This window comes from Poseidonocella sp. HB161398, assembly GCF_005870025.1.
Lineage (GTDB): Bacteria > Pseudomonadota > Alphaproteobacteria > Rhodobacterales > Rhodobacteraceae > Mangrovicoccus.
Window position 1 is genome coordinate 70058 of the sequence record NZ_VATA01000020.1, and the last position, 22272, is coordinate 92329.

At 69.7% G+C, this 22272-nt stretch carries 23 protein-coding genes; 15 read left to right on the plus strand and 8 right to left on the minus strand.

Features of this window, described 5'->3' with window-relative positions:
* Positions 1 to 40: 40 nt before the first annotated feature.
* The 4 genes from FGX59_RS16955 (at position 41) to FGX59_RS16970 (ending at position 5673) form a co-directional block, all read left to right on the plus strand.
* Positions 41 to 1423 carry a glutamine synthetase family protein gene (locus FGX59_RS16955; protein ID WP_138468326.1) on the plus strand — a complete coding sequence of 461 codons (1383 nt, stop codon included), beginning with the start codon at positions 41 to 43 and terminating at the stop codon, positions 1421 to 1423.
* Between the two features lie 11 nt (positions 1424 to 1434).
* On the plus strand, positions 1435 to 2829 hold the full coding sequence (locus tag FGX59_RS16960) for an aspartate aminotransferase family protein (protein WP_138468327.1): 1395 nt from the start codon (positions 1435 to 1437) through the stop codon (positions 2827 to 2829).
* Positions 2830 to 2941: 112 nt separating this feature from the next.
* Positions 2942 to 4231 carry an FAD-binding oxidoreductase gene (locus FGX59_RS16965; protein ID WP_138468328.1) on the plus strand — a complete coding sequence of 430 codons (1290 nt, stop codon included), beginning with the start codon at positions 2942 to 2944 and terminating at the stop codon, positions 4229 to 4231.
* A gap of 11 nt (positions 4232 to 4242) precedes the next feature.
* Positions 4243 to 5673, plus strand: a complete 1431-nt coding sequence (locus FGX59_RS16970) for an aldehyde dehydrogenase family protein (RefSeq protein ID WP_138468329.1) — start codon at positions 4243 to 4245, stop codon at positions 5671 to 5673.
* Positions 5674 to 5715: 42 nt separating this feature from the next.
* Here FGX59_RS16970 and FGX59_RS16975 read toward each other — a convergent pair whose 3' ends face one another.
* Entirely contained in the window at positions 5716 to 6048 is a 333-nt protein-coding gene (locus tag FGX59_RS16975) for a hypothetical protein (protein ID WP_138468330.1), read from the minus strand.
* A gap of 242 nt (positions 6049 to 6290) precedes the next feature.
* Between FGX59_RS16975 and FGX59_RS16980 the strand changes: the two genes are divergently transcribed.
* The 4 genes from FGX59_RS16980 to FGX59_RS16995 all read left to right on the plus strand — a co-directional run bounded on the left by FGX59_RS16980 (position 6291) and on the right by FGX59_RS16995 (position 9898).
* Positions 6291 to 6968 carry a response regulator transcription factor gene (locus FGX59_RS16980; RefSeq protein ID WP_138468331.1) on the plus strand — a complete coding sequence of 226 codons (678 nt, stop codon included), beginning with the start codon at positions 6291 to 6293 and terminating at the stop codon, positions 6966 to 6968.
* A complete protein-coding gene (locus FGX59_RS16985) occupies positions 6955 to 8316 on the plus strand; it encodes a HAMP domain-containing sensor histidine kinase (RefSeq protein ID WP_138468332.1) in 1362 nt (453 codons plus the stop codon). The genes FGX59_RS16980 and FGX59_RS16985 overlap by 14 nt, the downstream gene beginning before the upstream one ends.
* A gap of 73 nt (positions 8317 to 8389) precedes the next feature.
* Positions 8390 to 9184: a YfdX family protein gene (locus FGX59_RS16990; protein WP_171060680.1), complete on the plus strand. Its 795-nt coding sequence runs from the start codon at positions 8390 to 8392 to the stop codon at positions 9182 to 9184.
* A 168-nt stretch (positions 9185 to 9352) separates the two neighbouring features.
* On the plus strand, positions 9353 to 9898 hold the full coding sequence (locus FGX59_RS16995) for a hypothetical protein (protein WP_138468334.1): 546 nt from the start codon (positions 9353 to 9355) through the stop codon (positions 9896 to 9898).
* 468 nt (positions 9899 to 10366) lie between these two features.
* Here FGX59_RS16995 and FGX59_RS17000 read toward each other — a convergent pair whose 3' ends face one another.
* From FGX59_RS17000 to FGX59_RS17015, 4 genes are all read right to left on the minus strand, one after another.
* Positions 10367 to 11152 carry a 3-hydroxybutyrate dehydrogenase gene (locus FGX59_RS17000; RefSeq protein ID WP_138468335.1) on the minus strand — a complete coding sequence of 262 codons (786 nt, stop codon included), beginning with the start codon at positions 11150 to 11152 and terminating at the stop codon, positions 10367 to 10369.
* A gap of 134 nt (positions 11153 to 11286) precedes the next feature.
* Positions 11287 to 12396 (minus strand): patatin-like phospholipase family protein, encoded by a 1110-nt coding sequence (locus FGX59_RS17005; protein ID WP_138468336.1) that lies wholly within the window; start codon positions 12394 to 12396, stop codon positions 11287 to 11289.
* Positions 12397 to 12492: 96 nt separating this feature from the next.
* Positions 12493 to 12831 (minus strand): hypothetical protein, encoded by a 339-nt coding sequence (locus FGX59_RS17010; protein ID WP_240722520.1) that lies wholly within the window; start codon positions 12829 to 12831, stop codon positions 12493 to 12495.
* A 123-nt stretch (positions 12832 to 12954) separates the two neighbouring features.
* Positions 12955 to 13635 (minus strand): hypothetical protein, encoded by a 681-nt coding sequence (locus tag FGX59_RS17015; protein WP_138468337.1) that lies wholly within the window; start codon positions 13633 to 13635, stop codon positions 12955 to 12957.
* A 258-nt stretch (positions 13636 to 13893) separates the two neighbouring features.
* Between FGX59_RS17015 and lepA the strand changes: the two genes are divergently transcribed.
* The 5 genes from lepA to FGX59_RS17035 all read left to right on the plus strand — a co-directional run bounded on the left by lepA (position 13894) and on the right by FGX59_RS17035 (position 17420).
* Positions 13894 to 15693 carry a translation elongation factor 4 gene (gene lepA / locus FGX59_RS17020; RefSeq protein ID WP_138468338.1) on the plus strand — a complete coding sequence of 600 codons (1800 nt, stop codon included), beginning with the start codon at positions 13894 to 13896 and terminating at the stop codon, positions 15691 to 15693.
* A 1-nt stretch (position 15694) separates the two neighbouring features.
* Positions 15695 to 16177, plus strand: a complete 483-nt coding sequence (locus FGX59_RS17025; protein WP_138468339.1) for a Pycsar system effector family protein — start codon at positions 15695 to 15697, stop codon at positions 16175 to 16177.
* A 56-nt stretch (positions 16178 to 16233) separates the two neighbouring features.
* Positions 16234 to 16359: a hypothetical protein gene (locus tag FGX59_RS39320; RefSeq protein ID WP_255471592.1), complete on the plus strand. Its 126-nt coding sequence runs from the start codon at positions 16234 to 16236 to the stop codon at positions 16357 to 16359.
* Between the two features lie 165 nt (positions 16360 to 16524).
* Positions 16525 to 16878: a hypothetical protein gene (locus tag FGX59_RS17030; protein WP_138468340.1), complete on the plus strand. Its 354-nt coding sequence runs from the start codon at positions 16525 to 16527 to the stop codon at positions 16876 to 16878.
* Between the two features lie 125 nt (positions 16879 to 17003).
* Positions 17004 to 17420: a hypothetical protein gene (locus FGX59_RS17035; RefSeq protein WP_138468341.1), complete on the plus strand. Its 417-nt coding sequence runs from the start codon at positions 17004 to 17006 to the stop codon at positions 17418 to 17420.
* 173 nt (positions 17421 to 17593) lie between these two features.
* On the opposite strand, the gene FGX59_RS17040 is transcribed toward FGX59_RS17035, so the two are convergent.
* On the minus strand, positions 17594 to 18082 hold the full coding sequence (locus tag FGX59_RS17040; RefSeq protein ID WP_138468342.1) for a peroxiredoxin: 489 nt from the start codon (positions 18080 to 18082) through the stop codon (positions 17594 to 17596).
* A 75-nt stretch (positions 18083 to 18157) separates the two neighbouring features.
* Here FGX59_RS17040 and rsmD point away from each other — a divergent pair, with 75 nt between their 5' ends.
* On the plus strand, positions 18158 to 18748 hold the full coding sequence (gene rsmD, locus FGX59_RS17045) for a 16S rRNA (guanine(966)-N(2))-methyltransferase RsmD (RefSeq protein WP_255471596.1): 591 nt from the start codon (positions 18158 to 18160) through the stop codon (positions 18746 to 18748).
* Positions 18749 to 18854: 106 nt separating this feature from the next.
* Entirely contained in the window at positions 18855 to 19814 is a 960-nt protein-coding gene (locus FGX59_RS17050) for a trypsin-like serine protease (protein ID WP_138468344.1), read from the plus strand.
* Here FGX59_RS17050 and map read toward each other — a convergent pair.
* Both map and FGX59_RS17060 read right to left on the minus strand, forming a co-directional pair.
* The gene (gene map, locus FGX59_RS17055; protein WP_138468345.1) at positions 19805 to 20617 is read right to left on the minus strand and encodes a type I methionyl aminopeptidase; all 813 of its coding nucleotides are present in this window, start codon (positions 20615 to 20617) and stop codon (positions 19805 to 19807) included. The genes FGX59_RS17050 and map overlap by 10 nt on opposite strands.
* 70 nt (positions 20618 to 20687) lie before the next feature.
* On the minus strand, positions 20688 to 22208 hold the full coding sequence (locus tag FGX59_RS17060) for a PLP-dependent aminotransferase family protein (protein WP_138468346.1): 1521 nt from the start codon (positions 22206 to 22208) through the stop codon (positions 20688 to 20690).
* Positions 22209 to 22272 lie beyond the last annotated feature (64 nt).

Here is a 22272-nt window from a genome sequence, read left to right on the forward strand (position 1 = left end):
GCGGACGGCCTTTCCGACGTGATCCATACAGGTGACATCCGTGCCCTCCGAGACTGCCGCCGACTGGCGGGACAAGCTTCCGGTGGCCTTCCAGGCCTACCGTGCCGACCGCCGAATCGAAGAAGTCGAATGCGTGATCCCCGACCTCGTCGGCCAGTCCCGCGGCAAGGCGATGCCATTCCACAAGTTCAATCCCGAGAGCCGCTTCCATCTGCCGATCTCGCTGTTCTACCAGACGATCACCGGCGAATGGGTCGATATCGAGGAGATCGACCAGCAATGGACCGAGACCGACATCATCCTGGTCCCGGACATGAGCACCGCCACCGCCGCCCCCTGGGCGGAGGAGGACGTGACGTTGCAGGTGATCTGCGACCTGGAGACCCGCCAGGGCGAGGTGCTGGAAGTCGCGCCGAGAAACGTGCTGCGCCGGGTGATCGAGCGCTATGCCGACCGCGGCTGGACGCCGGTCGTGGCGCCCGAGCTGGAATTCTACCTGACCAAGCCCAATGTCGACCCGAACGAGCCGATCGAGCCGCCGGTGGGCCGGACCGGGCGGCGCGGCACCGGGCGGCAGGCCTATTCGATGTCGGCGGTGGATGAATACGGCCCGGTCATAGACACGATCTACGAATATGCCGAGGCCCAGGGGCTGGCGATCGACACGCTGATCCAGGAAGGCGGCGCCGGGCAGATCGAGATCAACCTTTTGCATGGCGACCCGCTGTGGCTGGCCGACCAGGTCTTCTATTTCAAGCGCACGATCCGCGAGGCGGCGCTGAAGAACGGGATGTTCGCGACCTTCATGGCCAAGCCGATGCGCGACGAGCCGGGCTCGGCGATGCATATCCACCAGTCGATCCTCGATGCCGAGACCGGGCGGAACATCTTCACCGCCGAGGACGGGCGCGAGACGCCGGAATTCTACCATTTCATCGGCGGCTCGCAGGTCTACGTGCAGAAGCTGATGCCGCTCTTCGCGCCCTATATCAACAGCTACCGCCGCCTCTCGGGCGGGCTCTCGGCGCCGACCAACCTGGAATGGGGCGCCGACAACCGCACCACCGGGCTGCGCATTCCCTCGTCGCCCGCGCAGCACCGGCGGGTGGAGAACCGGGTGATTGGCATCGACTCCAATCCCTATCTGGCCATAGCCGGATCGCTGGCGGCGGGCTACATGGGGCTGGTGGAGAAGATCGACCCGAGGGCGCCCGCGGTGGGCGAGGTCTGGACCGAGATCGGCGAGACCATCCCCGAAGGCGCCTACGAGGCGCTGGCCGCCTTCGAGGAGGCCGGGGCCGTGCGGGAGGTGCTCTCCGAGGAGTTCTGCGCGCTCTACGCCGCGATCAAGAGCGCCGAAGTCAACGAGTTCCGGCAGGAGATCTCTCCCTGGGAACGGCAACATCTGATGCTGAACGTATAAGAAGACGGACCATGCCCCTGAACCATCTGCCCACGGCCGAATTGCAGGCCATCGACGCGGCCCATCACCTGCATCCCTTCACCGATGGCGACCAGCTGAACGCCAAGGGCGCGCGGATCATCACCAAGGCCGACGGCGTGTTCCTGACCGACAGCGAGGGCGAGGTGATCCTCGACGGGATGGCCGGGCTCTGGTGCGTCAATATCGGCTACGGCCGCCGCGAGCTGGCCGAGGCCGCGCAGCGCCAGATGCTGGAGCTGCCCTTCTACAACACCTTCTTCCAGACCAGCCACGTGCCCGCGATCGAGCTGGCGCAGCGCCTGGCGGAGCTGTGCCCGGGCGATCTGAACCACGCCTTCTTCAACGGCTCGGGCTCGGATTCGAACGACACCAACCTGCGCATGGTGCGGCATTACTGGGCCGCGAAGGGCAAGCCCTCGAAGACGGTCGTGATCGCGCGCTGGAACGGCTATCACGGCTCGACCATGGGCGGCGGCAGCCTCGGCGGGATGAAGGGCATCCATGCCCAGGGCGGCCTGCCGATCCCGGACATCGCCCATATCAACCAGCCCGACTGGTGGTCCGAGGGCGGGGACCTGACGCCGGAGGCCTTCGGGCTGCAGCGCGCGCAGGAGCTGGAGCAGAAGATCCTGGAGCTGGGCGAGGACCGCGTCGCGGCCTTCATCGCCGAGCCGGTGCAGGGCGCCGGGGGCGTGATCGTGCCGCCCACGACCTACTGGCCCGAGATCCAGCGGATCTGCGACAAGTACGAGATCCTGCTGATCGCCGACGAGGTCATCACCGGCTTCGGCCGCACCGGCAGCTGGTTCGGCTCGCAGACCATGGGGATCCGCCCCGACATCATGACGCTGGCGAAGGGGCTGAGCTCGGGCTACATCCCGATCGGCGCCTCGGTGGTCTCCGACGAGGTGGCGGCCACGATCAACGCGGCCGGCGAATTCGCCCATGGCTACACCTATTCCGGCCATCCGGTGGCCGCGGCGGTGGCGCTGGAGAACCTGCGCATCCTCGACGAGGAGGGCATCGTCGAGCGTGCCGGCAGCGAGACCGCGCCCTATCTGGCGGAGGCCTGGGCCTCGCTCGGCGACCATCCGATGGTGGGCGAGACGAAGATCGCCGGTCTGATGGGCTCGCTGGCGCTGACGCCGGACAAGGCGGGCCGGGCGAAATTCGCCGCCGAGGGCGGCACGGTCGGCTATCTCTGCCGCGAGCGCTGCTTCGCCAACAACCTGGTGATGCGCCATGTCGGCGACCGGATGATCATCTCGCCGCCCTTGGTGATCTCGCATGCCGAGATCGACCTGCTGATCGGACGGGCGCGCAAGGCGCTGGACGAGGCCTTCGAGGAGGTCAAGGCGAAGGGCCTCTGGCAGGCCGCGGAATGACCCGGTCCCCGGCCGTGGCGCCACCAGCCGCAGGCAGACCTCTGGCCGCGCCTCCCCGCTCGGCAGGCCCGGGCCCGGCCGCCGGCGCCGCTTCGGTGGCGGCGCCGCGCTGATGGACATCCTGCGGATCAACGATCCCGCGGGCGAGCTGCCGCGGTCGTGGTATGCCGCGACCGCCGCGCCGCCCGGGCGCTTCGATCCGGCGGAGGGCGAGATCCGGGCGGATGTCTGCGTGGTCGGCGGCGGCTTCACCGGGCTTTCGGCGGCGCTGCATGCGGCGCGGGCCGGGCTGAGCGTGGTGTTGATCGAGGCGAACCGGATCGGCTCGGGCGCCTCGGGGCGCAATGGCGGCCAGGTCGGCACCGGCCAGCGGGTCGAGCAGCCGGAGCTGGAGAAACTCGTCGGCCGCGAGGATGCGCGCAAGCTCTGGGAGATCGGGCTGGAATCGGTGGCGCTGACGAAGGCGCTGGCGGAGGAGGCCGGGGGCGATGCGGGCTGGGGGCAGGGGATCCTGCATGCCGACCACCGCGCCCGCTACGCCGCGCATAGCCGCGCCCATGTCGCGCACATGGCAGTGCATTACGGCTACGACAAGCTCAGCTATCTCGACCGCGACGCGATCCGCCACGAGGTCGGCTCGCCGGGCTACCATGCCGGGACGCTCGACATGGGCGGCGCGCATCTGCATCCGCTGCGCTATGCCTTCGGCCTCGCGCGGCTCTGCCTCGCGGCGGGGGTGGCGCTGCACGAAGGCAGCCGGATGACCGCGATCGAGGGAACCACGGTTGTCACCGAGCGCGCCCGCGTCCGCGCGGAGACGGTCCTGCTGGGGCTGAACGGCTATCACAACAACCTGCTGCCGGGGCTCGCGCGGCGGGTGATGCCGATCAACAACTTCATCGCCGCGACCGAGCCCCTGGGCGCGCGCGCCACGGAGATCATCCGCAGCGGCCATGCGGTGGGCGACTCGCGCTTCGTGATCAACTACTTCCGCCTCAGCGAGGATGGCAGGCTGCTTTTCGGCGGCGGCGAGAGCTATGGCTACCGCTTCCCCGCCGACATCGCCGCCAAGGTCCGCAAGCCGATGCTGGAGGTGTTCCCGCAGCTCGCCGATGCAAAGATCACCCATGCCTGGGGCGGCACGCTGGGGATCACCATGCAGCGCCTGCCGCATTTCGCCGAAGTGTCGCCGGGCGTGTTCAGCGCCAGCGGCTTCTCGGGGCACGGCGTCGCCATGGGCACGCTGGCAGGCAAGATGATGGCGGAGGCGGCCGGCGGCGCGCGCGGCCGCTTCGACCTGATGGCCGGGCTTCCGGCCGCGAAATTTCCCGGAGGCGTGCTGCTGCGCGAACCGCTGCTGGCGGCCGCAATGACCTGGTACGCCCTCCGCGACCGTTTGTAAGGAGTAGACGGATGACCGAGCTTCAGACCGGAAAGTTCTATTATGCGGGGAGCTGGATGGCGCCCGTGGGGCAGGACCGCCTGGGCGTGATCAACCCCGCCACCGAGGAGCAGATCGCCGAGATCGCGCTGGGCACCGAAGAGGACGTGAACCGCGCGGTGGCTTCGGCGGTCTCGGCCTTCGAGAGCTTCTCGCGCACGACCAGGGCGGAGCGGCTGGAGCTGCTGCGGTCCGTCCGCGCGGTCTACGAGAAGCGCTATGACGAGATGGCCCATGTCATCACCTCGGAGATGGGCGCGCCGATCTGGCTGTCGAAGAACGCCCAGGCGCTGGTCGGCCGCGGACATATGGACGGCTTCCTCCAGGCGCTCGAGCACATGGAGTTCGAATACACCAACCTGGCCGGCGACCTGATCGTGAAGGAGCCGATCGGCGTCTGCGGGCTGATCACGCCCTGGAACTGGCCGATCAACCAGATCGCGCTGAAGGTGCTGGCCGCGCTGGCCGCGGGCTGCACCATGGTGCTGAAACCCTCCGAGCTGACGCCGCTTTCGGGGCTGCTCTATGCCGAGATCCTCGACGAGGCGGGCGTGCCGCCGGGGGTGTTCAACCTGGTCAACGGCACCGGGCCCGAGGTCGGCGCCGCGCTGTCGAAGCATCCCGACATCACCATGATGAGCTTCACCGGCTCGACCCGCGCCGGGCGGCAGATCAGCATCGACGCCGCGGAGAACATCAAGCGCGTCGCGCTGGAGCTGGGCGGCAAGTCGCCGAACATCCTTCTGGACGACTGCGACGTCGAGGCGGCGGTCAAGCAGGGCGCCCGCGCGGTGTTCTGGAATACCGGGCAGAGCTGCAACGCGCCGACCCGGATGCTGGTCCCGGCCGCGATCTACGAGCAGGCCAAGGAGGTCGCCAAGGCGACGGCCGAGGCGACCGAGGTGGGCGATCCGGCCGTCGACGGCCGCCATATCGGCCCGCTGGCCTCCGACATCCAGTTCGAGAAGGTGCAGGCGCTGATCCAGCAGGGGATCGACGAGGGCGCGACGCTGCTGGCCGGCGGCACGGGGCGGCCGAACGGGCTGAACCACGGCTACTATGTCCGGCCGACGGTCTTCGCCGATGTCACCAATGACATGGTCATCGCGCAGGAGGAGATCTTCGGCCCGGTGCTGTCGATGATCCCCTATACCGACGAGGACGACGCGGTGCGCATCGCCAATGACACGCCCTACGGCCTCGCGGCCTATGTGCAGTCGGGCGATCCGGAACGGGCGATGGCCGTGGGCCGCCGCCTGCGCGCGGGCATGGTGCGGCTGAACGGCTCGGACCTGACCTGGGGCTCGCCCTTCGGCGGCTACAAGATGTCCGGCAACGGCCGCGAGGGCGGCGAGATGGGGATCGAGGACTTCCTCGAGACCAAGTGCATCACGCGCCCCTGAGCGCCATTCGCTGACGGGGCCGGCGGTCCGCCCGCCGCCCCCTTAGCCGCCCGCGGCCAGCTGCCGCCGCCGCGCCAGCCCGCCATTGAGCATCACGTAGTCATGCACCTCGCAGAGCATGAAATGCCGGGTGTCGCGGTCCTCGAGCTGGCGCAGGGTCGCGGCATCGCCCGCCAGATAGCGGTGGGCGGTGCGGCGGAACGGCTCGGGCAGGCCCAGGTTGAACTGCGAGGGCTTCGCCAGCAGCCGCAGGATGCGTTCGAAGAGCAGCTCGTAGCGGTCGTCGGCCGGCTCCATGTAGAGGGTCTCCACCCCCTCGCCATACTGGCCGAAGAGCCGCAGGTAGTCGTCGATCGACGGGGTGTCCTGAATCATGTCTCCTGTCGCTCATGATCGGGGCTTGCCCCGGATGGCTGTCCCCGCCGAGCCTAGGCGAGTCCCGCCGCCGCGCCTAGTTTGGAATGCTTCTAAATCGGTGCGGCGCGGGGGCTGCGCCTGCTCCATGGGCATCTGCCCCGGATTTGCGCAGGCCGCTGCCGTGCGCGGTTCCGGCCGGGCCGCGTCTGGCCTTTGCCGGGGCACTGCCTAGATTGGGGAGGCAGCCGGAAGGGAAGACGATGAAGATACTGCTGGTCGAGGACGACGCCAAGATCGCGCAATTCGTGGCCGAGGGGCTGGCGCAGGAGGGCCATGCGGTAGAGCGCTTCGGCGACGGCAAGGCGGCGCTGGCCCATTGCCTCGACGCCGATCCCGACGTGGCGATCATCGACCGGATGCTGCCGGGGCTCGACGGGCTGTCGCTGGTCCGGGCGCTGCGCGCGGCGGGCAAGGCGATGCCGGTGCTGTTCCTGACCGCGCTCGACCAGGTCGACCAGCGGGTCGAGGGGTTCAGGGCCGGGGCGGATGACTACCTGGGCAAGCCCTTCCATTTCGCCGAGCTTCTGGCCCGGGTCGAGGCGCTTGGCCGCCGCCAGGGCGGCACCGCGCCCGAGACGGTGCTGAAGGTGCATGACCTGTCGCTGGACCTGATGGCCCATAGCGCCACCCGCGCGGGGCAGGAGATCGAGCTGCATGCCCGCGAATACCAGCTGCTGGAGCTGCTGATGCGCAATGCCGGGCGGGTGGTGACCCGCTCGATGCTGCTCGACCGGGTGTGGAACATCAATTTCGAGCCGGGCACGACAGTGGTCGAGACCCATGTCAGCCGGCTGCGCGCCAAGATCGACAAGCCCTTCGACTGCCCGCTGATCCACACGGTGCGGAATTTCGGATACGTGATGCATGGCCCGCGCTAGGCTGACCTCCGGCCTGACCTCGGGCGCGGCCTTCCGCGGCGCGCTCTACGGCATCGCCGCCTTCTGCGGGGTGCTGTTCCTGTCGGGGATCGCGGTGCTGATGACCGCGCGCCATGCGGTGATGTCCGATATCCAGGCCGGGCTCGCCGCGCAGCTGGCCTTCGTCCAGGAAATGGCCGCCGCGAACGAGCCCGCGGCCTTCGGCGAGACGGTCAGCGACCTCGCGCGCCGCTTTGCCGCCGCCAACATGGTCGTGGCGGTCTATGATGCCGAGGGCGTGGTGGCCGCCAATGCCGCGCTGCCGCCCGGCACGGCCACCTGGAAGATCGTCGAGGATGTCGCCACGGTCTATGGCGAGCGGCTCGACCGGGTGCTGCTGCTGACCGGGCGGGCAGGGCCCTATACGGTGGTGCTGGGCCGTGATCTCGCCGGGGTGGCGCGGGTCAGCCATGCCATTGCCGGGGTGCTGGCGCTGGTCGGCGCGGCGGTGGTGGCGGCGCTGATCGCCATCGGCTGGGTGCTCTCGGCGCGGTCCGAGCGGGCGCTGGGGCGGATCGAGGCGGTGCTCGACCGGGTGTCGCGCGGTGAATTCGGCGCCCGTGCGCCCGAGGCGGCCGACCCGGACCAGATCGACCGGGTGGCGGCGAAGATCAACCTGCATCTCGACCGGCTGGAGATCCTGATGGAAGAGGCCCGCAGCCGCGCCGCCTCCATTGCCCATGACCTGCGCACGCCCCTGGCGCGGGCGATGCTGACCGCCGAGCGGCTGCTGGCCGAGGTGGGCGAGGGGCCGGGCGCCGGGGCGGCGGCGGATCTGGCGGGCGAGCTCGACGGGCTGGCGCGGATCTTCGACGCCATCCTGCGGATCGCCCGGCTCGAGGGCGCGCGCGAGGCGCTGCCCGCCGCGCCGGTCGATCTGGGCGAGGTGGCCGCCGAGGTGGCCGATCTCTACGGTGCGGCGGCCGAGGCGGCGGGGCAGAGCCTCTGCGCCGAGGGCCATGCCTGGACCGCCGGGGATCCGGTGCTGCTGACCCAGCTTGCGGCCAATCTGGCGGCCAATGCCGTCGCCCATGCCGGGCCGGGCGCCTCCATCCGGCTGTCTGCGGCGATGCGCGACGGCCGCGCGGTCCTCGCCTGCGCCGATGACGGTCCGGGCATCCCCGAGGCGGAGCGGGCCCGCGTGCTCGACCCCTTCGTGCGGCTGGAGGGGGCGGGCGAGGGCACCGGGCTGGGCCTGACCTTCGTGCGCGCTGCCGCCGAGCGCCATGGCGCGGAGCTGCGCCTCGGCGGCAACGGGCCCGGCCTCAGGGTCGAGGTGATCTTTCCGGCAAAGCTTGCAGACATGTAAACTCCGGCGCATTCGGCGGTAAGGGCCGCGCCCCATCTCCTCCCTGTGACCAAGACAACCCATGGAGGACAGCATGGCACAGCGTTCGAAATTCGGCCGGAAAGTCGCCATCCTCGTGGCGTCCACCGCGATCCTGGCTTCGCCGATGGCGACCATCGCCGTGGCGGCCGAGAATGCGAAAACGGCCGACCAGTCCCAGGCCCAGCCGGCCCAGTCCCAGTCGGCCAAGCCCGATGCGGATTACGCCACGCAGGACGAGTTCCTGAAGGTCTCCGACGAGGGGCTCTCGGTGCTCAGCAAGGTGCACCAGGCACGGGCCGAGCTCTATGACGGCCAGACCGACGCGGCGGCCAAGCTGCTGGACGATGCCGGGACGGCGCTGGACAGCGCCAAGGGCGACCTGCACCAGATGCTGGTGGCCGATACCAGCAGCGGCTCGGACGAGCCGGTCCTGCTGCCGGTCGATGTCCAGATCGGCTATGGCGAGACTTTCGTGCCCGACGAGGCCTCGAACAAGGCGATCAGCGAGGCCGGGGCGCAGATGCAGGCCAACGAGCCCGACAAGGCGCTGGAGACGCTGCGCATGGCCGAGCTCGACATGCGGGTGATCGCCGCGATGATGCCGCTCGACGCCACGGCGGCGCATATCTCCGACGCGCAGAAGGCGATCGGCACGGGCGACACCGCCTCGGCCGAGACCTCTCTGGCAGCGCTCGAGGACGGGGTGGTGGTCCAGGGCTGGACGATCGACGCGATCCCGCGCCAGGGCGACGGCTCGGTGCAGCAATCCTCCGCGGCCGGTACCGTGGGCGGCATGCAGGAGGCGCTGCCCGGCCAGCCGGCCCAGCCCGCGACCGCGGTCAACTGACCCGGCGCCCTCATTCTCTCTCAGGTGGCAAGACTGGCCCCGCGCATCGCCGCGGGGCTTTTTTCATGCCGGCGGCCGGTCGGATGTTCACGATTCCGTCTCTGGAAATCCGGCCGTGCTGTCCCTAGTCTGGGGGACGGATATCCGGAACGGGGCAGGAGGCCGGGCATGGTTCTTCCGAGGCGCGCGGCCCTTCCGGCCGCCATTCTGGTGGCGGCGCTTGCGCTCCACGCGGTGATTTCGACGGTCGCGACCTTCGCGCTGGCGCTGCTGCTGGCCGGGGCGGCGGGATATGCGCTGCGGCGGACGGAATGGCGCGGTCCGGCGGCCCCCGCCGGTGCGGCCGTTCTGGCCCCGCCGCCTGCCGTGCCGGAATTCGCCGAGGCCGTGGACGAGTTGCGCAAGCTGGCGCGGCGCAGCGAGGACGGCGCGCGCGAGCCGCTCCTGCGCATTGCCCGGCATCTCTCGGCGCTGTCCCGCGCCGATCTGCCCGAGGCCGAGACCCGCCGCGAGCGCCAGCTCGCCCGCGCGCTGAGCCAGGCGGCGGCCGGCCTGCGCCTGCGCGGCGGCACGGTGCAGGACGCGGCGGTGGCGCCGCTGATCGGCCTGGCGGAGGCGCTGGAACAGGCCTCGGCCGCGGCACGGCTGGAAAAGGAGCGCGACTTCGCCGCCACGGCGCGCGCGCTGGAGCACCGGTTGCGCGACGGCGGCTGACCTGGCGATGTCTGGAGAGGTTTGAGGTCCCGGCGCTCCGCGGTGTGGGGGCTGTGAATGCTCGGCCCCGGGACCTTTGCTCGCTCAGTTGCGATGGGAGTGTTCTAGCCCCGGCCCGTGGCGGCAGCAGGGAGGTCGCACGGCGCTTCACGGGTGATTTCGGGGCGGAAATGGGGCAGGACCGCAAGCAGGCGTGGCCGCGCGCCGGTCTGCGATGGGAAGCGATGTCTGGGGGAGAGGTTTGAGGTCCCGGCGCTCCGCGGTGTGGGGGCTGTGAATGCTCGGCCCCGGGACCTTTGCTCGCTCAGTTGCGACGGGGCTGGTCTAGCCCCGGGACATGGCGGCAGGAGGGACGCGGCGGGGCGTTCTGCGGGCCATTTCGGGGCGGAAATGGGGCGGCATGCGAAAGGGGCGGACGCCCCGCGCGCCCGCCCCTTTCCCGGCCCCGTCCGGCCAGATGCCGTCAGCTCAGTTCATGTACCAGCCATGGCTCGCGACCAGCGACTGGCCGGTCAGCGCATTGCTGGGGAAGGCGGCGAAGAAATGCGCCACCGCCGCGATGTCCTCGACCGTGGTGAACTCGGTGTCGACGGTCTCGCCCAGCATCACCTTGGAGATCACCTCGCCCTCGGAAATGCCCAGATCGGCGGCCTGCTCGGGGATCTGCTTCTCCACCAGCGGCGTCTTGACGAAGCCGGGGCAGATCACGTTGGTGCGGATGCCGTGCTCGCCGCCCTCCTTGGCGATGACGCGGGCAAGGCCGAGAAGCCCGTGCTTGGCGGTGACATAGGGCGCCTTGAGCGCCGAGGCCTCCTTGGAATGCACCGAGCCCATGAACAGGATCGTGCCGCCGCCCTGGCGCTTCATGTGCGGGATCACCGCCTTCGAGGTCAGGAAGGCGCCGTCGAGATGGATCGACAGCAGCTTCTTCCACTCGGAATAGGCGAAATCCTCCAGCCGGTGGACGATCTGGATGCCGGCATTGGAGACCAGCACGTCGATCCGGCCCCAGCTGTCGGCGACCTTGCGGATGCCCGCATTCACCATGTCCTCGTCGGTGACGTCCATCTCCACGGCCATGGCCTCGCCCGGGGTGGCGGCCTCGATCTCGCGCGCGGTGGCGCGGGCGGCGTCGATCTTGAGGTCGGCGATCACGACCTTGGCGCCGTCGGCGGCGTAGCGCATGGCGATGGCCTTGCCGATGCCCGAGGCGGCGCCGGTGACGATGCAGACCTTGTCCTTGAGGGTAGTCATGTCGGTCTCCTTCCGTTGCGGGGCCGGGCGCGCGGCCGCGGCCTCCTGTGGTGATCCGGTCTGGCGGGGAAACGCCCGCCCTCCTGCGCCCGTTCCGTCCTCGCGGCGCGGGTAAAGCAAATGTGCGGGCGCGCTCATGCGCCGGCCGTCCCGTGCGCGGCCGGGGCGGTCAGGTCGAAGACCCGGAGCCCGGCGCGGTGGCCGCCGCGGCCGGTCCAGCGCGGATCGGCCAGCGAGCGGGCGACATCGTCCGTGCCCGACTGCCAGTGCTGGCGCATCGAGAGCCGCGAGAAGTCGTAGTCCTTCGCCGCCGTCTCGAAGGCGGCCTTGCGGTGGATGAGATGCACCAGGTCGACCGGCGCTTCGGACGCCGCGCCGCAGAGCCGGGCCAGGTCCGGATCGTCCTGCAGTTCGGCGGGCAGGCGGCCGCGCAGCCGCCTTGCCGCCGCGGCCAGGCGGTGGAGCTCGCGGTAGCGGTCGGTGGTCAGCCGCGTGCGGCTGGAGAACTGGATGTCCTTGCGGCGGCTCTCCACCTCCGCGAGGGTCGCGGGCACGGTGCCGCGTGCGGAGAAGAGGTCGATCTGGAACACCGTGGCAGGCGTCTCGCCGAGGCTGTCGAGCAGGTACTGCAGCGGCGTGTTCGAGACCAGCCCGCCATCCCACCAGAGCCGGCCGTCGACCGCGACCGGCGGAAAGCCCGGCGGGATCGCGCCCGAGGCCATGATGTGCTGCGGGCCGATCTTTTCGCGGGCGCTGTCGAAATAGGCGAAATTCCCGGTTTCGATGTCGACCGCCCCGACCGAGAGCCGCGGGCCATGGGCGTTCAGCCAGCCGAAATCGACCAGCTCCTCCAGCGTGGCGCGCAGGGGCGCGGTGTCATAGAGGCTGTCGGCGGCGCCGGTCCAGGGCCAGCGGGGGGTGAAGAAGCCGGGAACGCCCGCCCCGGCGACGAGCCCCGCCGCGGCGGTCTCGTAGGCCAGGCGCCAGGGCAGCGGCAGGCCGGGGCCCGGCGGGGAGGGGAGCCGGGCCGAGACCTCTTCCCAGAAGGCGGCGAGCCTTGCGGCGCGGCGCGCGGGCGGGTTGCCGCAGACCAGCGCGGCATTGACCGCGCCGATCGAGATGCCCACCACCCATCCGGGGGCATGCCCGGCCTCTTCCAGCGCGCAGGCCGCACCGGCCTGGTAGGCGCCGAGCGCCCCGCCGCCCTGCAAGACGAGGGCCGTGATCCTGTCGGGCCGTGGCATCGCCGATCTCCCTTCCTTGTCCGGACAGGAGATAGGCGCCCCGGCTTACCGGGTCCTGGCGCGAAGCTTACATCGCTGCAAACCCCGCGCCGCGGCTCAGCGGCAGACCTTCTGCGCGGTCTGGCCGAAGGACTTGTAGCGCCGCCAGAAGGCGGAATGCGAGGCGCTGTCGGACTGGCGGACGTCCTGCGCCCGCTGCGGGTCGGAGAAGAACTTCGCCGCCAGCCGCTGGTCCGAGCCGGTCAGGATCTGGTCGGCGACGCGCTGGATGCAGTTGCACAGCGGCGCCGAGGCGGCGGACCGGTCGGATTTCAGGCAGGCGCGCTCGATGCGGGCGGCCTCGGCGGCGGGGGCGGTCAGAAGGAGCGCGGCAGCAAGAATGCAGCCGGCGCTGGCCGTGACGGCGGCCAGTTTGCGGGTCTTTGCGGGGGACATGCTCTGCCTCGGGATATTATTGAGTCTTATGCCGCAAGCGTAGGAAAAACCCGGACGCCGGGCAAGTCTCGCTGCGCGGGTGGGCCGCATAGCGTTGCCCCAGCGGAACGGATGCCGCCGCGCTCAGAAGGATGAGACCGACGCGCCCTGCGAAATCAATAGCTTGCGCGCCGCCACCAGAGAGCGCAGCGCATCGTCATTGTCGCGGAAATACAAGTATCCCCGGACGGTCTCGCTGTGATCCCAGCTGTCCGGCATGTCCTCTCCGGCGCCGGCCGCGCGGGTGTCGCGGCTGATGCAGTCGCGATGCGCGCATTCCATCACGATCGCCCAGAGCGCGCTGTCCCCGGCCTCGGCGCGCTCCACCTCGATGCGCTGGTAGTCGATGTCGCGCGGATCGAGGCTGTAGCAGCTTTCCCGCCGCTGCCCGTCCGGCTCGAAGATCTGCTCGCACCAGGACCAGGTCCGGCCGAATTCCAGCGCGCTCGGCGTCCAGGCCGGCCGGCCGGGGCGGCCCGCGGCGGGGATGGCGTCGATGCGCGACATCAGGAACTGGCGGGCGGCGGTGTCTCCGCCGCCAGTCGCGGCGGGGGCCGGGGCGGCGGCTTGGCGGGCGCCCTCCGGCGAAGTGCTGCCCGCCAGCAGGAGCAGCGTCATCACCGACAGGCCCGCGCCGCAGGCCAGGCCGAGCGAGAACCACGCCAGCCGCCCCGGCCCGCTGATGCGGCCCTGGGACTTGCGGCGGCCCCGCTTCCGGTGCCCGGAGCGGGAGGAGGATTTCTCGATCGGATCCACGGCGCTCATGGCGGCTCACCCAGACGCTCTGTCCCGGTGCCGGGCGCGGCGGACCTACGGGACGTGTTTCGCGGCATTTACCACTTTACCTTGTTCCGTCTTGCATACCGGGCCCCGCCTGGCAACCGCCGCGGGTGCCGCTCGCCCGCCCCGCAGAGGGGCCGCCAGCGGTCCGGACCCGGCGATTTCCGCCCCCGCGGCCCGCCAAGGGGCGGCCTTCTGCGCATTCCCATTGACGGCGCCCGGAATCCCTGCATATGCGAGCCCATGACCGAGCTTTCCCGCATCCGAAACTTCTCCATCGTTGCCCATATCGACCACGGCAAGTCCACGCTGGCCGATCGCCTGATCCAGTCCACCAATACGGTGTCGGAACGGGAGATGAAGGAACAGCTGCTCGACGCCATGGATATCGAGCGGGAACGCGGCATCACCATCAAGGCCAACACCGTGCGCATCGAGTATGTGGCGGATGACGGCGAGCACTACGTGCTGAACCTGATCGACACGCCCGGGCATGTCGACTTCGCCTACGAGGTCTCGCGCTCGATGCGCGCGGTCGAGGGCTCGCTGCTGGTCGTCGACTCGACCCAGGGCGTCGAGGCGCAGACCCTCGCCAATGTCTACCAGGCGATCGAGGCGGATCACGAGATCGTCCCGGTGCTGAACAAGATCGACCTGCCCGCCGCCGACTGCGAACGCGTCGCCGAGCAGATCGAGGACGTGATCGGCATCGATGCATCGAACGCGCTGCAGGTCTCGGCCAAGACCGGCATCGGCATCAAGGAGACGCTGGAGGCCATCGTCCACCGCCTGCCCGCGCCGACCGGCGACCGCAACGCCCCGCTGAAGGCCATGCTGGTCGACAGCTGGTACGACGCCTATCTGGGCGTGGTCGTCCTGATCCGCGTCATGGACGGCGTGATCAGGAAGGGCGACCGCATCGTCATGATGGGCACCGGCGGCAAGTACCCGGTGGAGCGCCTCGGCGTGTTCCGTCCGGCGATGCAGACCGTGGACGAGCTGGGCCCGGGCGAGATCGGCTTCTTCACCGCCTCGATCAAGCAGGTGCGCGACACCCGCGTCGGCGACACGATCACCCATGAGAAGAAGGGCGCGGACAAGCCGCTGCCGGGCTTCAAGCCGTCCGTGCCGGTCGTGTTCTGCGGCCTCTTCCCGGTCGACTCGGCCGAATTCGACGACCTGCGCGACGCGATCGAGAAACTGGCGCTGAACGACGCCTCCTTCTCCTACGAGATGGAGACCTCGGCGGCGCTCGGCTTCGGCTTCCGCTGCGGCTTCCTCGGGCTGCTGCATCTCGAGGTGATCCGCGACCGGCTGGAGCGCGAATACGACATCGAGCTGATCACGACCGCGCCCTCGGTGGTCTACCACCTCTTCATGAAGGACGGGACGCAGGAGGACCTGCACAACCCCGCCGACATGCCCGACCTGACCTATGTCGACCATATCGAGGAGCCGCGGATCAAGGCGACGATCATGGTGCCGGACGAGTACCTGGGCGACGTGCTGAAGCTGTGCCAGGACCGCCGCGGCATCCAGCTCGACCTGACCTATGCGGGCTCCCGCGCGATGGTGGTCTACGACCTGCCGCTCAACGAGGTGGTCTTCGACTTCTACGACCGGCTGAAATCGGTGACCAAGGGCTATGCCTCCTTCGACTACCAGATGGAGGGCTACCGCGAGGACAACCTCGTGAAGATGCAGATCCTCGTCAATGACGAGCCGGTCGACGCGCTGTCCATGATGGTCCACCGCGACCGGGCGGAGATGCGCGGCCGGGCGATGTGCGAGAAGCTCAAGGACCTGATCCCGCGGCACATGTTCAAGATCCCGATCCAGGCGGCGATCGGCGGCAAGGTGATCGCGCGCGAGACCCTGTCGGCGCTGCGCAAGGACGTGACGGCCAAGTGCTATGGCGGCGACGCCACCCGGAAGAAGAAGCTTCTGGAGAAGCAGAAGGCCGGCAAGAAGAAGATGCGCCAGTTCGGCAAGGTGGAGATTCCGCAGGAAGCCTTCATCTCGGCGCTCAAGATGGACGACTGACATGTCCTTCAGCCGTGCGGAGTTCCTGGAAAAGAACCTCGCGCGGCAATCGGAACTGATAAGGGCGGCCGATCTGAAGGTCGCCTTTCTCGTTCCCACCGCCACGGCCATGGTGGGCGTCCTCGCGGCGCTCCTGCGGGCCTCGCATCCCAGCGGCATCTCGGTTCTCCTGCTGAAGCTGAACTTGGTGCCGATGATCCTTCTCTTCACGGTGATCGGCCTGGCGGTCTTTCCGCGCTTCCGCCCCGGGGCGGGGTCGCTGCTGTTCTTCGGCGACATCGCCGCGCAGGACCGCGAGGCCTATGCCGAAGCGGCGCTGGCGGTGGACGAAGAGGCCTATCTGCGCGACCTTGCGCGGACCTGCCATGTCAGCGCCTGCATCGCCCGCACCAAGCTGCGCCTCGCGCGGCTGGCCTATCTGTGCTTCCTGGTGATCCTGCCCTTCTGGGCCAGTGCGGTCTATGTGCTGAGCACGGAGATGTAGGGGGCAACCGGCGTTCCGGAGACAGGCAGGTTCGAACCGGAGAGGGAGCGGGGATCATGAGCCAGGGCACTACATACAGCCAGCACCTTGCCCGGCTGTTGCGGGACTATGAAGCGCTGGTGGTGGACCTGGGCTTCCTCCGGGAATTCCGGAGCCGGGCCTACCTGCTTGGCGCAGATTAGACCGGGCCGGAATACTCCTCGATCCGCAATACTTTCCGGACCTGCCGGGAGTCCCTTCTGCTTTGCCTTGCGCGCCTGACGGATACTGCCAGAGACGCAATTTCGCTGGCAACGTTCAAGAGAAAGTGCGGCCGCCTCGACCGATGGCGCGAGCAAGGCCTCGAGATGGAGTATCGGTGCTGGTGCCGTGACTGCGGGGCTTGGGCCGGGCAGGCGTCCGGCCTCGCTGTTTCGCTCTACCGGGACGAGGTGCTTGCCCATAACCTGATCGAAGCCTCAGGGCGCAAGCGTCTGCCCGCGGATGTGCCGAGCGGGGCGTACGCTTTGAAGGCAGGCGATATGCTGGATCATGCCGATGCCGGAGGGCGTCTCCTCTCCAGGCTGAAGTATCTCGGCGGATACGGACGGCACCAGCATCCCGATCTGAGCCTGCAGGAGCGGGCGGACAGGGACTTCGAGGGGCATCTGGCGGCCGCGCGGAGGGAGCATGGCGCATTGCTGGACCTGCTGCGGCCCTGACGGCCCGAAGGTGCCGGATGCGCATATTTCGGATCACGCCTCCGTGAGCCTGCATCCGTCTGCATCCGCCTCTCCGTACCTTTGCACGTAACGGCGCCACGGCGCTGCAAACGAGGAGACCACCGATGCTGAAATTCACCGCCGCCGCCGCCGCGCTGCTGCTTGCCGCTCCCGCCGCCTTTGCCGAGACCCACGGGATGGCCGCGAGCGTCACGGCCGCGGACCAGAGCGTCGCCAATGGCGTGGTCAGCGCCGCCAGCGTGGTCGCGCCGGAAAACGGATGGCTGGTCGTCCACCGCACGGATGCCGCCATGAAGCCGGGTCCGGTCGTCGGCTACGCGCCGCTGCGCGGCGGCGAGACCGACGATGTCGCGGCCATCCTGACCGAACCGGTGATGCCCGGCGAGATGCTGATGCTGATGGTCCATTCCGAGGCCGGCGGCATGCAGGCGGGCGGCTTCGAATACACGCTGGGCGCGGCCGAGGACGGGCCGATCAAGCCCGGCGGGGACCTGGTGATGACGGTCATCACCGCGAAATAGGACCGCTGCTCCGCCCTGCGACCCTTCCCTTCCCGGCGGAGTGACGGTCTCTGCGGCCCGGCGCGGGCCGCCTTCCCGGAACCGGTGCTTCCCCGCCCGGTTCCGGAGCTGCCCGGCGAGTCCGTCAGCCGCCGGGCAGCCCTGTCCGGGGCGCCCGCGGGCGCCCCTTTGGCTCACATCGCGGCCAGCAGCCCTTCACCCGCCGAAATCTCGCAGGTGCCGGGGCTTTCCTCGAGATGGAGCGTGGTGACGACCCCGTCCTCGACCAGCATCGCATAGCGCTTCGAGCGGCCGATCAGGCCCGCGGGCGGTGCGGTGAAGTCCAGCCCCAGCGCCTTGGTGAAGCTGCCATCGGCATCGCCCAGCATGGAGATCCCGGCTTCGGTCGCGCCGGTCGCCTCGCCCCAGGCCTTCATCACGAACGGGTCGTTGACCGAGACGCAGATGATCTCGTCCACGCCCTTCTCGGCGAACCCGTCCTTGGTGCGGATGAAGGAGGGCACATGCGCCGAGCTGCAGGTCGGCGTGTAGGCGCCCGGCACGGCGAAGATCACCACCTTGCGGCCCTTGGTCAGCGTGCCGACATCCACGGCTTCGGGGCCGGCCTCCCCCAGTTTGACGAGCGTGCCCCCGGGCAGGGCCTGTCCGGCTTCGATGGTCATGGTGCGCATCCTTCTCATGTTTGCGTCCTGTCCGCGGACAGTTATAGGGGCTCCCAGCGCCCGCGCCAGAGTCCTCTGCGGGCGCCGCGACGAAAGGTGATCTCGATGCGCATCATTGCCGGACGCTGGCGCGGCCGCGCCCTGACCCCGGTGGGCAAGGGCGACCCGGCGCACCAGCTGCGCCCCACCACCGACCGGGTGCGCGAAAGCCTGTTCAACGTCATCTCGGGCGGCCGCTTCGGCGATCCGGTCGAGGGGGCGGCGGTGCTCGACCTCTTTGCCGGGACCGGGGCGCTGGGGCTCGAGGCGCTCAGCCGCGGGGCGCGCGAGGCGGTCTTCGTCGAGAGCGGCCGCGCCGGGCAGAAGCTGATCCGCGCCAACCTGAAGCTGCTCGGCGCGCCGGGACGGCTGGCGGCGCGCGATGCCACGAAGCTCGGCCCGGCGGAGATCGCCGCGGGGCTGGTCTTTCTCGATCCGCCCTATGGCCGGGATCTGGGGGCGCGGGCGCTGGAGGCGGCGCGGGCCGGGGGCTGGATCGCGCCCGGCGCGCTGGTCGTCTGGGAAGAGAGCGCCCCGCAGGACGCGCCCGGGGGCTTCGCGCTGCTGGAGCAGCGCCGCTACGGCGACACCCATGTCACCTTCCTGGAGGCGCTGGAGGGCGCCTGACCCCCGCGCCGCGATTGTTTTCATGCAGTGTTAACTAATTTTCGGCAAAGCCATTGCGCATCGACAGGGCCGGGGTCCGGCCCGTTTGCGGTGAAGGAGCCCGAAGATGCGCGTTCTCCCCGGCCTGGCGGCCGCAGTCATCGTCGCCGCGGCCCCGGCGGGCGCCGTGGTGGTCAGCGACAGTTTCGGCGGATCGGCGACGCCGCTGGCGCTTTCGGCCCTGCTCGGCGCGCAGGCGGAGTTCGACGCGGTCGCGCGGCTGGAGACCGGCACGGGCGGCGTCTGCTCGGGCACGCTGATCTCGGCTGTGTCGGTGCTGACGGCCCGGCACTGCGCGGATGCGGCGCTGGCGGGCGACTGGACGGCGCGCTTCGCCTCGGCCGGGATCTCCACGGGCTACGGCGTCTCCTCGATCGCCACCCTGGCGCCGGATCCGGGCAGCCCGGCGGAGTATTTCAACGGCACCGACCTGGCGGTCTTCACGCTTTCCTCGCCGGTGACCGGCATCGACCCGCTGCTGCTGCATTCCGGCCCGCTCTATGCCGAGGCCTTCGCGATGGTCGGCTGGGGGCTCTACGGCACGGGCAGCACCGGCGCCGCGCTGGGGCCCGATAGCGGGCATCGCGGCTTCGCGCTCAACATGCTCGACGCGGCCACGGCCTCGCCAAGCGGCGATTTCGAGCTGCTGCTGGCGGATTTCGACGACGAGGCGGGGATGTCGAACACGCTGCTCGACCCGCTGGGCCTGCCGAGCCAGCCCGATCCGCTGCTGCATGAGGGGCTGATCGCTCCGGGGGACAGCGGCGGGCCGCTGCTGTTGCTGCGCGAGGGATCCTGGCTGGTCAGCGGCGTGGCGACCGGCAGTCTCGCCACCGACGGATTGACGGATTCGGACTATGGCGATATCGGCGCCTGGACCGCGCTGCAGTCGGAGGCGGCGCGGACGCTGCTCTCGGGGGCGGGCGGGGTGTTCTACGGCGCCGAAGTGCCGCTGCCGCTGCCGGCGGTGCTGCTGGGCACCGCCTGGGCCGGGCTGGCGCTGCTGCGCCGCCGGGATCAGCCGTAGGTCGGGTGGAACTTGCCCGCGGGCGACAGGGTGAAGATCTCGCAGCCATTCGCGGTGACGCCGATGGAATGCTCGAACTGCGCCGAGAGCGAGCGGTCGCGGGTCACGGCCGTCCAGTCATCGGGCAGGATCTTGGTCTCGGGACGGCCGAGATTGACCATCGGCTCGATGGTGAAGAACATGCCTTCCTCCAGCACCGGGCCGCTGCCCGCGCGGCCGTAATGCAGCACGTTCGGCGGGGCGTGGAACACCCGGCCCAGACCGTGGCCGCAGAAGTCGCGCACGACGCTCATCCGGTGGCTCTCGACGAAGCTCTGGATGGCATGGCCGATATCGCCGAACGTGGCGCCGGGCCGGACGACCTCGATCCCCTTCATCAGCGAGTCGTGCGTGACCTCGATCAGCCGCTCGGCCTTGCGGGGCAGCTTGCCGGCCACGTACATCCGGCTGGTATCGCCGTACCAGCCGTCGACGATGACGGTGACGTCGATATTCAGGATGTCGCCGTCCTTCAGGACCTTCGGGCTCGGGATCCCGTGGCAGACCACGTGATTGACCGAGATGCAGCTTGCGTGCTGGTAGCCCTTGTAGCCGATCGTCGCCGACACGCCCTCGGAGGCGTCGATATGGTCGGTGATGGCCTGGTCGATCGCTGCGGTGGTGGCCCCCGGCACGATCAGCGGCGCGACCGCGTCGAGGATTTCGGCGGCCAGCCGGCCGGCCTTGTGCATCCCGGCGAAATCGGCGGGTTCGTGAATTCTGATACCGTCGCGTGTCAGACGCCCGCGGCCCTGTCCGTCCAAGAAACCAGCTCCTTCTGTCTCGGGGAAAAGTGATAGCCCAATCGCGCCGGAGGTGCCAGAGGGCGAATCATCACGCTTCCGCGCCGCGACCGGGCACGGCCGCCCCCGCAAGGTTGCGCGCGAAGAGCGGCAGGCTGTCCTCCACATGGCCGAGCCCGCGCGCGATCTCGGCGTCGCGGAAGGCGGAGAAGCCGAGGATCAGCCCGGAGGCGCGCTCCTTCGAGACGAAATAGGGCGAGAGCGGCCGCACCATCAGCCCCTTGCGGGCCAGCTCGCGGGAGACGGCGACATCGTTGCAGCCCTCGCGGAAGGGCAGGAGAAGGTTGGTGCCGCTCTGCCCCGAGCTGCCCCAGGGCTCGCAGCCGAAGAGCCCGGCCAGCCCCTCGCGCAGCAGCGTCCGGCGGTGGCGGTAGAGCTTCTTCATCTTGCGGATATGCGACACGAAGAGCCCGCGATGCATCACCTCGGACAGCACCATCTGCTCGATCAGCGAGGAATGGCGGTCGACCACCCCGCGGGCGCGGGCGAAGGCCCCGGCGAAGTCCTTCGGCACCACGATGTAGCCCAGCCGGAAGGAGGGCAGCAGGATCTTCGAGAAGGTCCCCATGTGGATGGTGCGGTTGCCGGGATTGAGCGCGAAGAGCGCCGGGCACTGCTCGCCGTCGTAGTTGAACTCGTAGTCGTAATCGTCCTCGACGATCCAGGCGCCGCAGCGGTCGGCGACGGCGACCAGCTCGCGGCGGCGCTCCATCGGCATCGGCGCGCCCCAGGGATAGTGGCAGGAGGGCGAGCAGAAGATCATCCGCGGCACCGGATGGCGGTCGAGCACGCGGGTGACGTCGATGCCGTTCCTGTCGACCGGCACCGGGTAGAGATGGCCGCCATTGGCGCGGATCGCGGAATGCGCGCCGATATAGCCCGGATCCTCCAGCCAGACCGGATCGCCGGGATCGAGCAGCATGCGGCAGACCAGGTCCAGCCCCTGCTGGGTGCCGGTGGTGATGATGACCTGCCCGGCCTCGCAGTTCATGCCGCGCGCGGCATTGAGGTGCTGGGCGATGGCCTGGCGCAGCGGGCCGTAGCCGGCCGAGGAGGTCTCGGCCAGGATCTGCCCGGTCAGACGGCCGGAGGTCTCGTTGAGGATGCGCATCCAGGTCTTGATCGGGAATTCGCGCAGATCCGGCTGGTCCGGCATGAAGGGGGTCGGCTTCTCGGGGAAGGCGGCGGTGGCGGAGGCCACCAGGTTCTTGCCGCGCCGCGAGAGCGAGCGGAAGGGCAGGCCGGGCCCCGCCTGCGGTAGGGGAAGCCGGGCGGGCGGCATCTCGGCGGCGGTGACGAAGGTGCCCGCGCCGGTCTGGCCGCCGAGCAGCCCCTCGTCCTTGAGCAGCTCGAAGACCTGGATGACGGTATTGCGCGAGACGTTCAGCTCGGCCGCGAAGATGCGGGTCGAAGGCATCCGCGCGCCATTGGCCAGCCGCCCGCTGAGGATCGCGTCGCGCAGCTGGTCGAGGATCTGGCGGTAGAGGGGGACGTCGCCGTCGCGGTCGAGATCGACCGGCAGCTGCAATCCGGCATGGATGGTCTTGGGCATCTGGCTTCCTGGCTTGCGGCGCGGCGGCCCTGCGCGGTCTTCCCTCCCCGCAGACACGGTATCC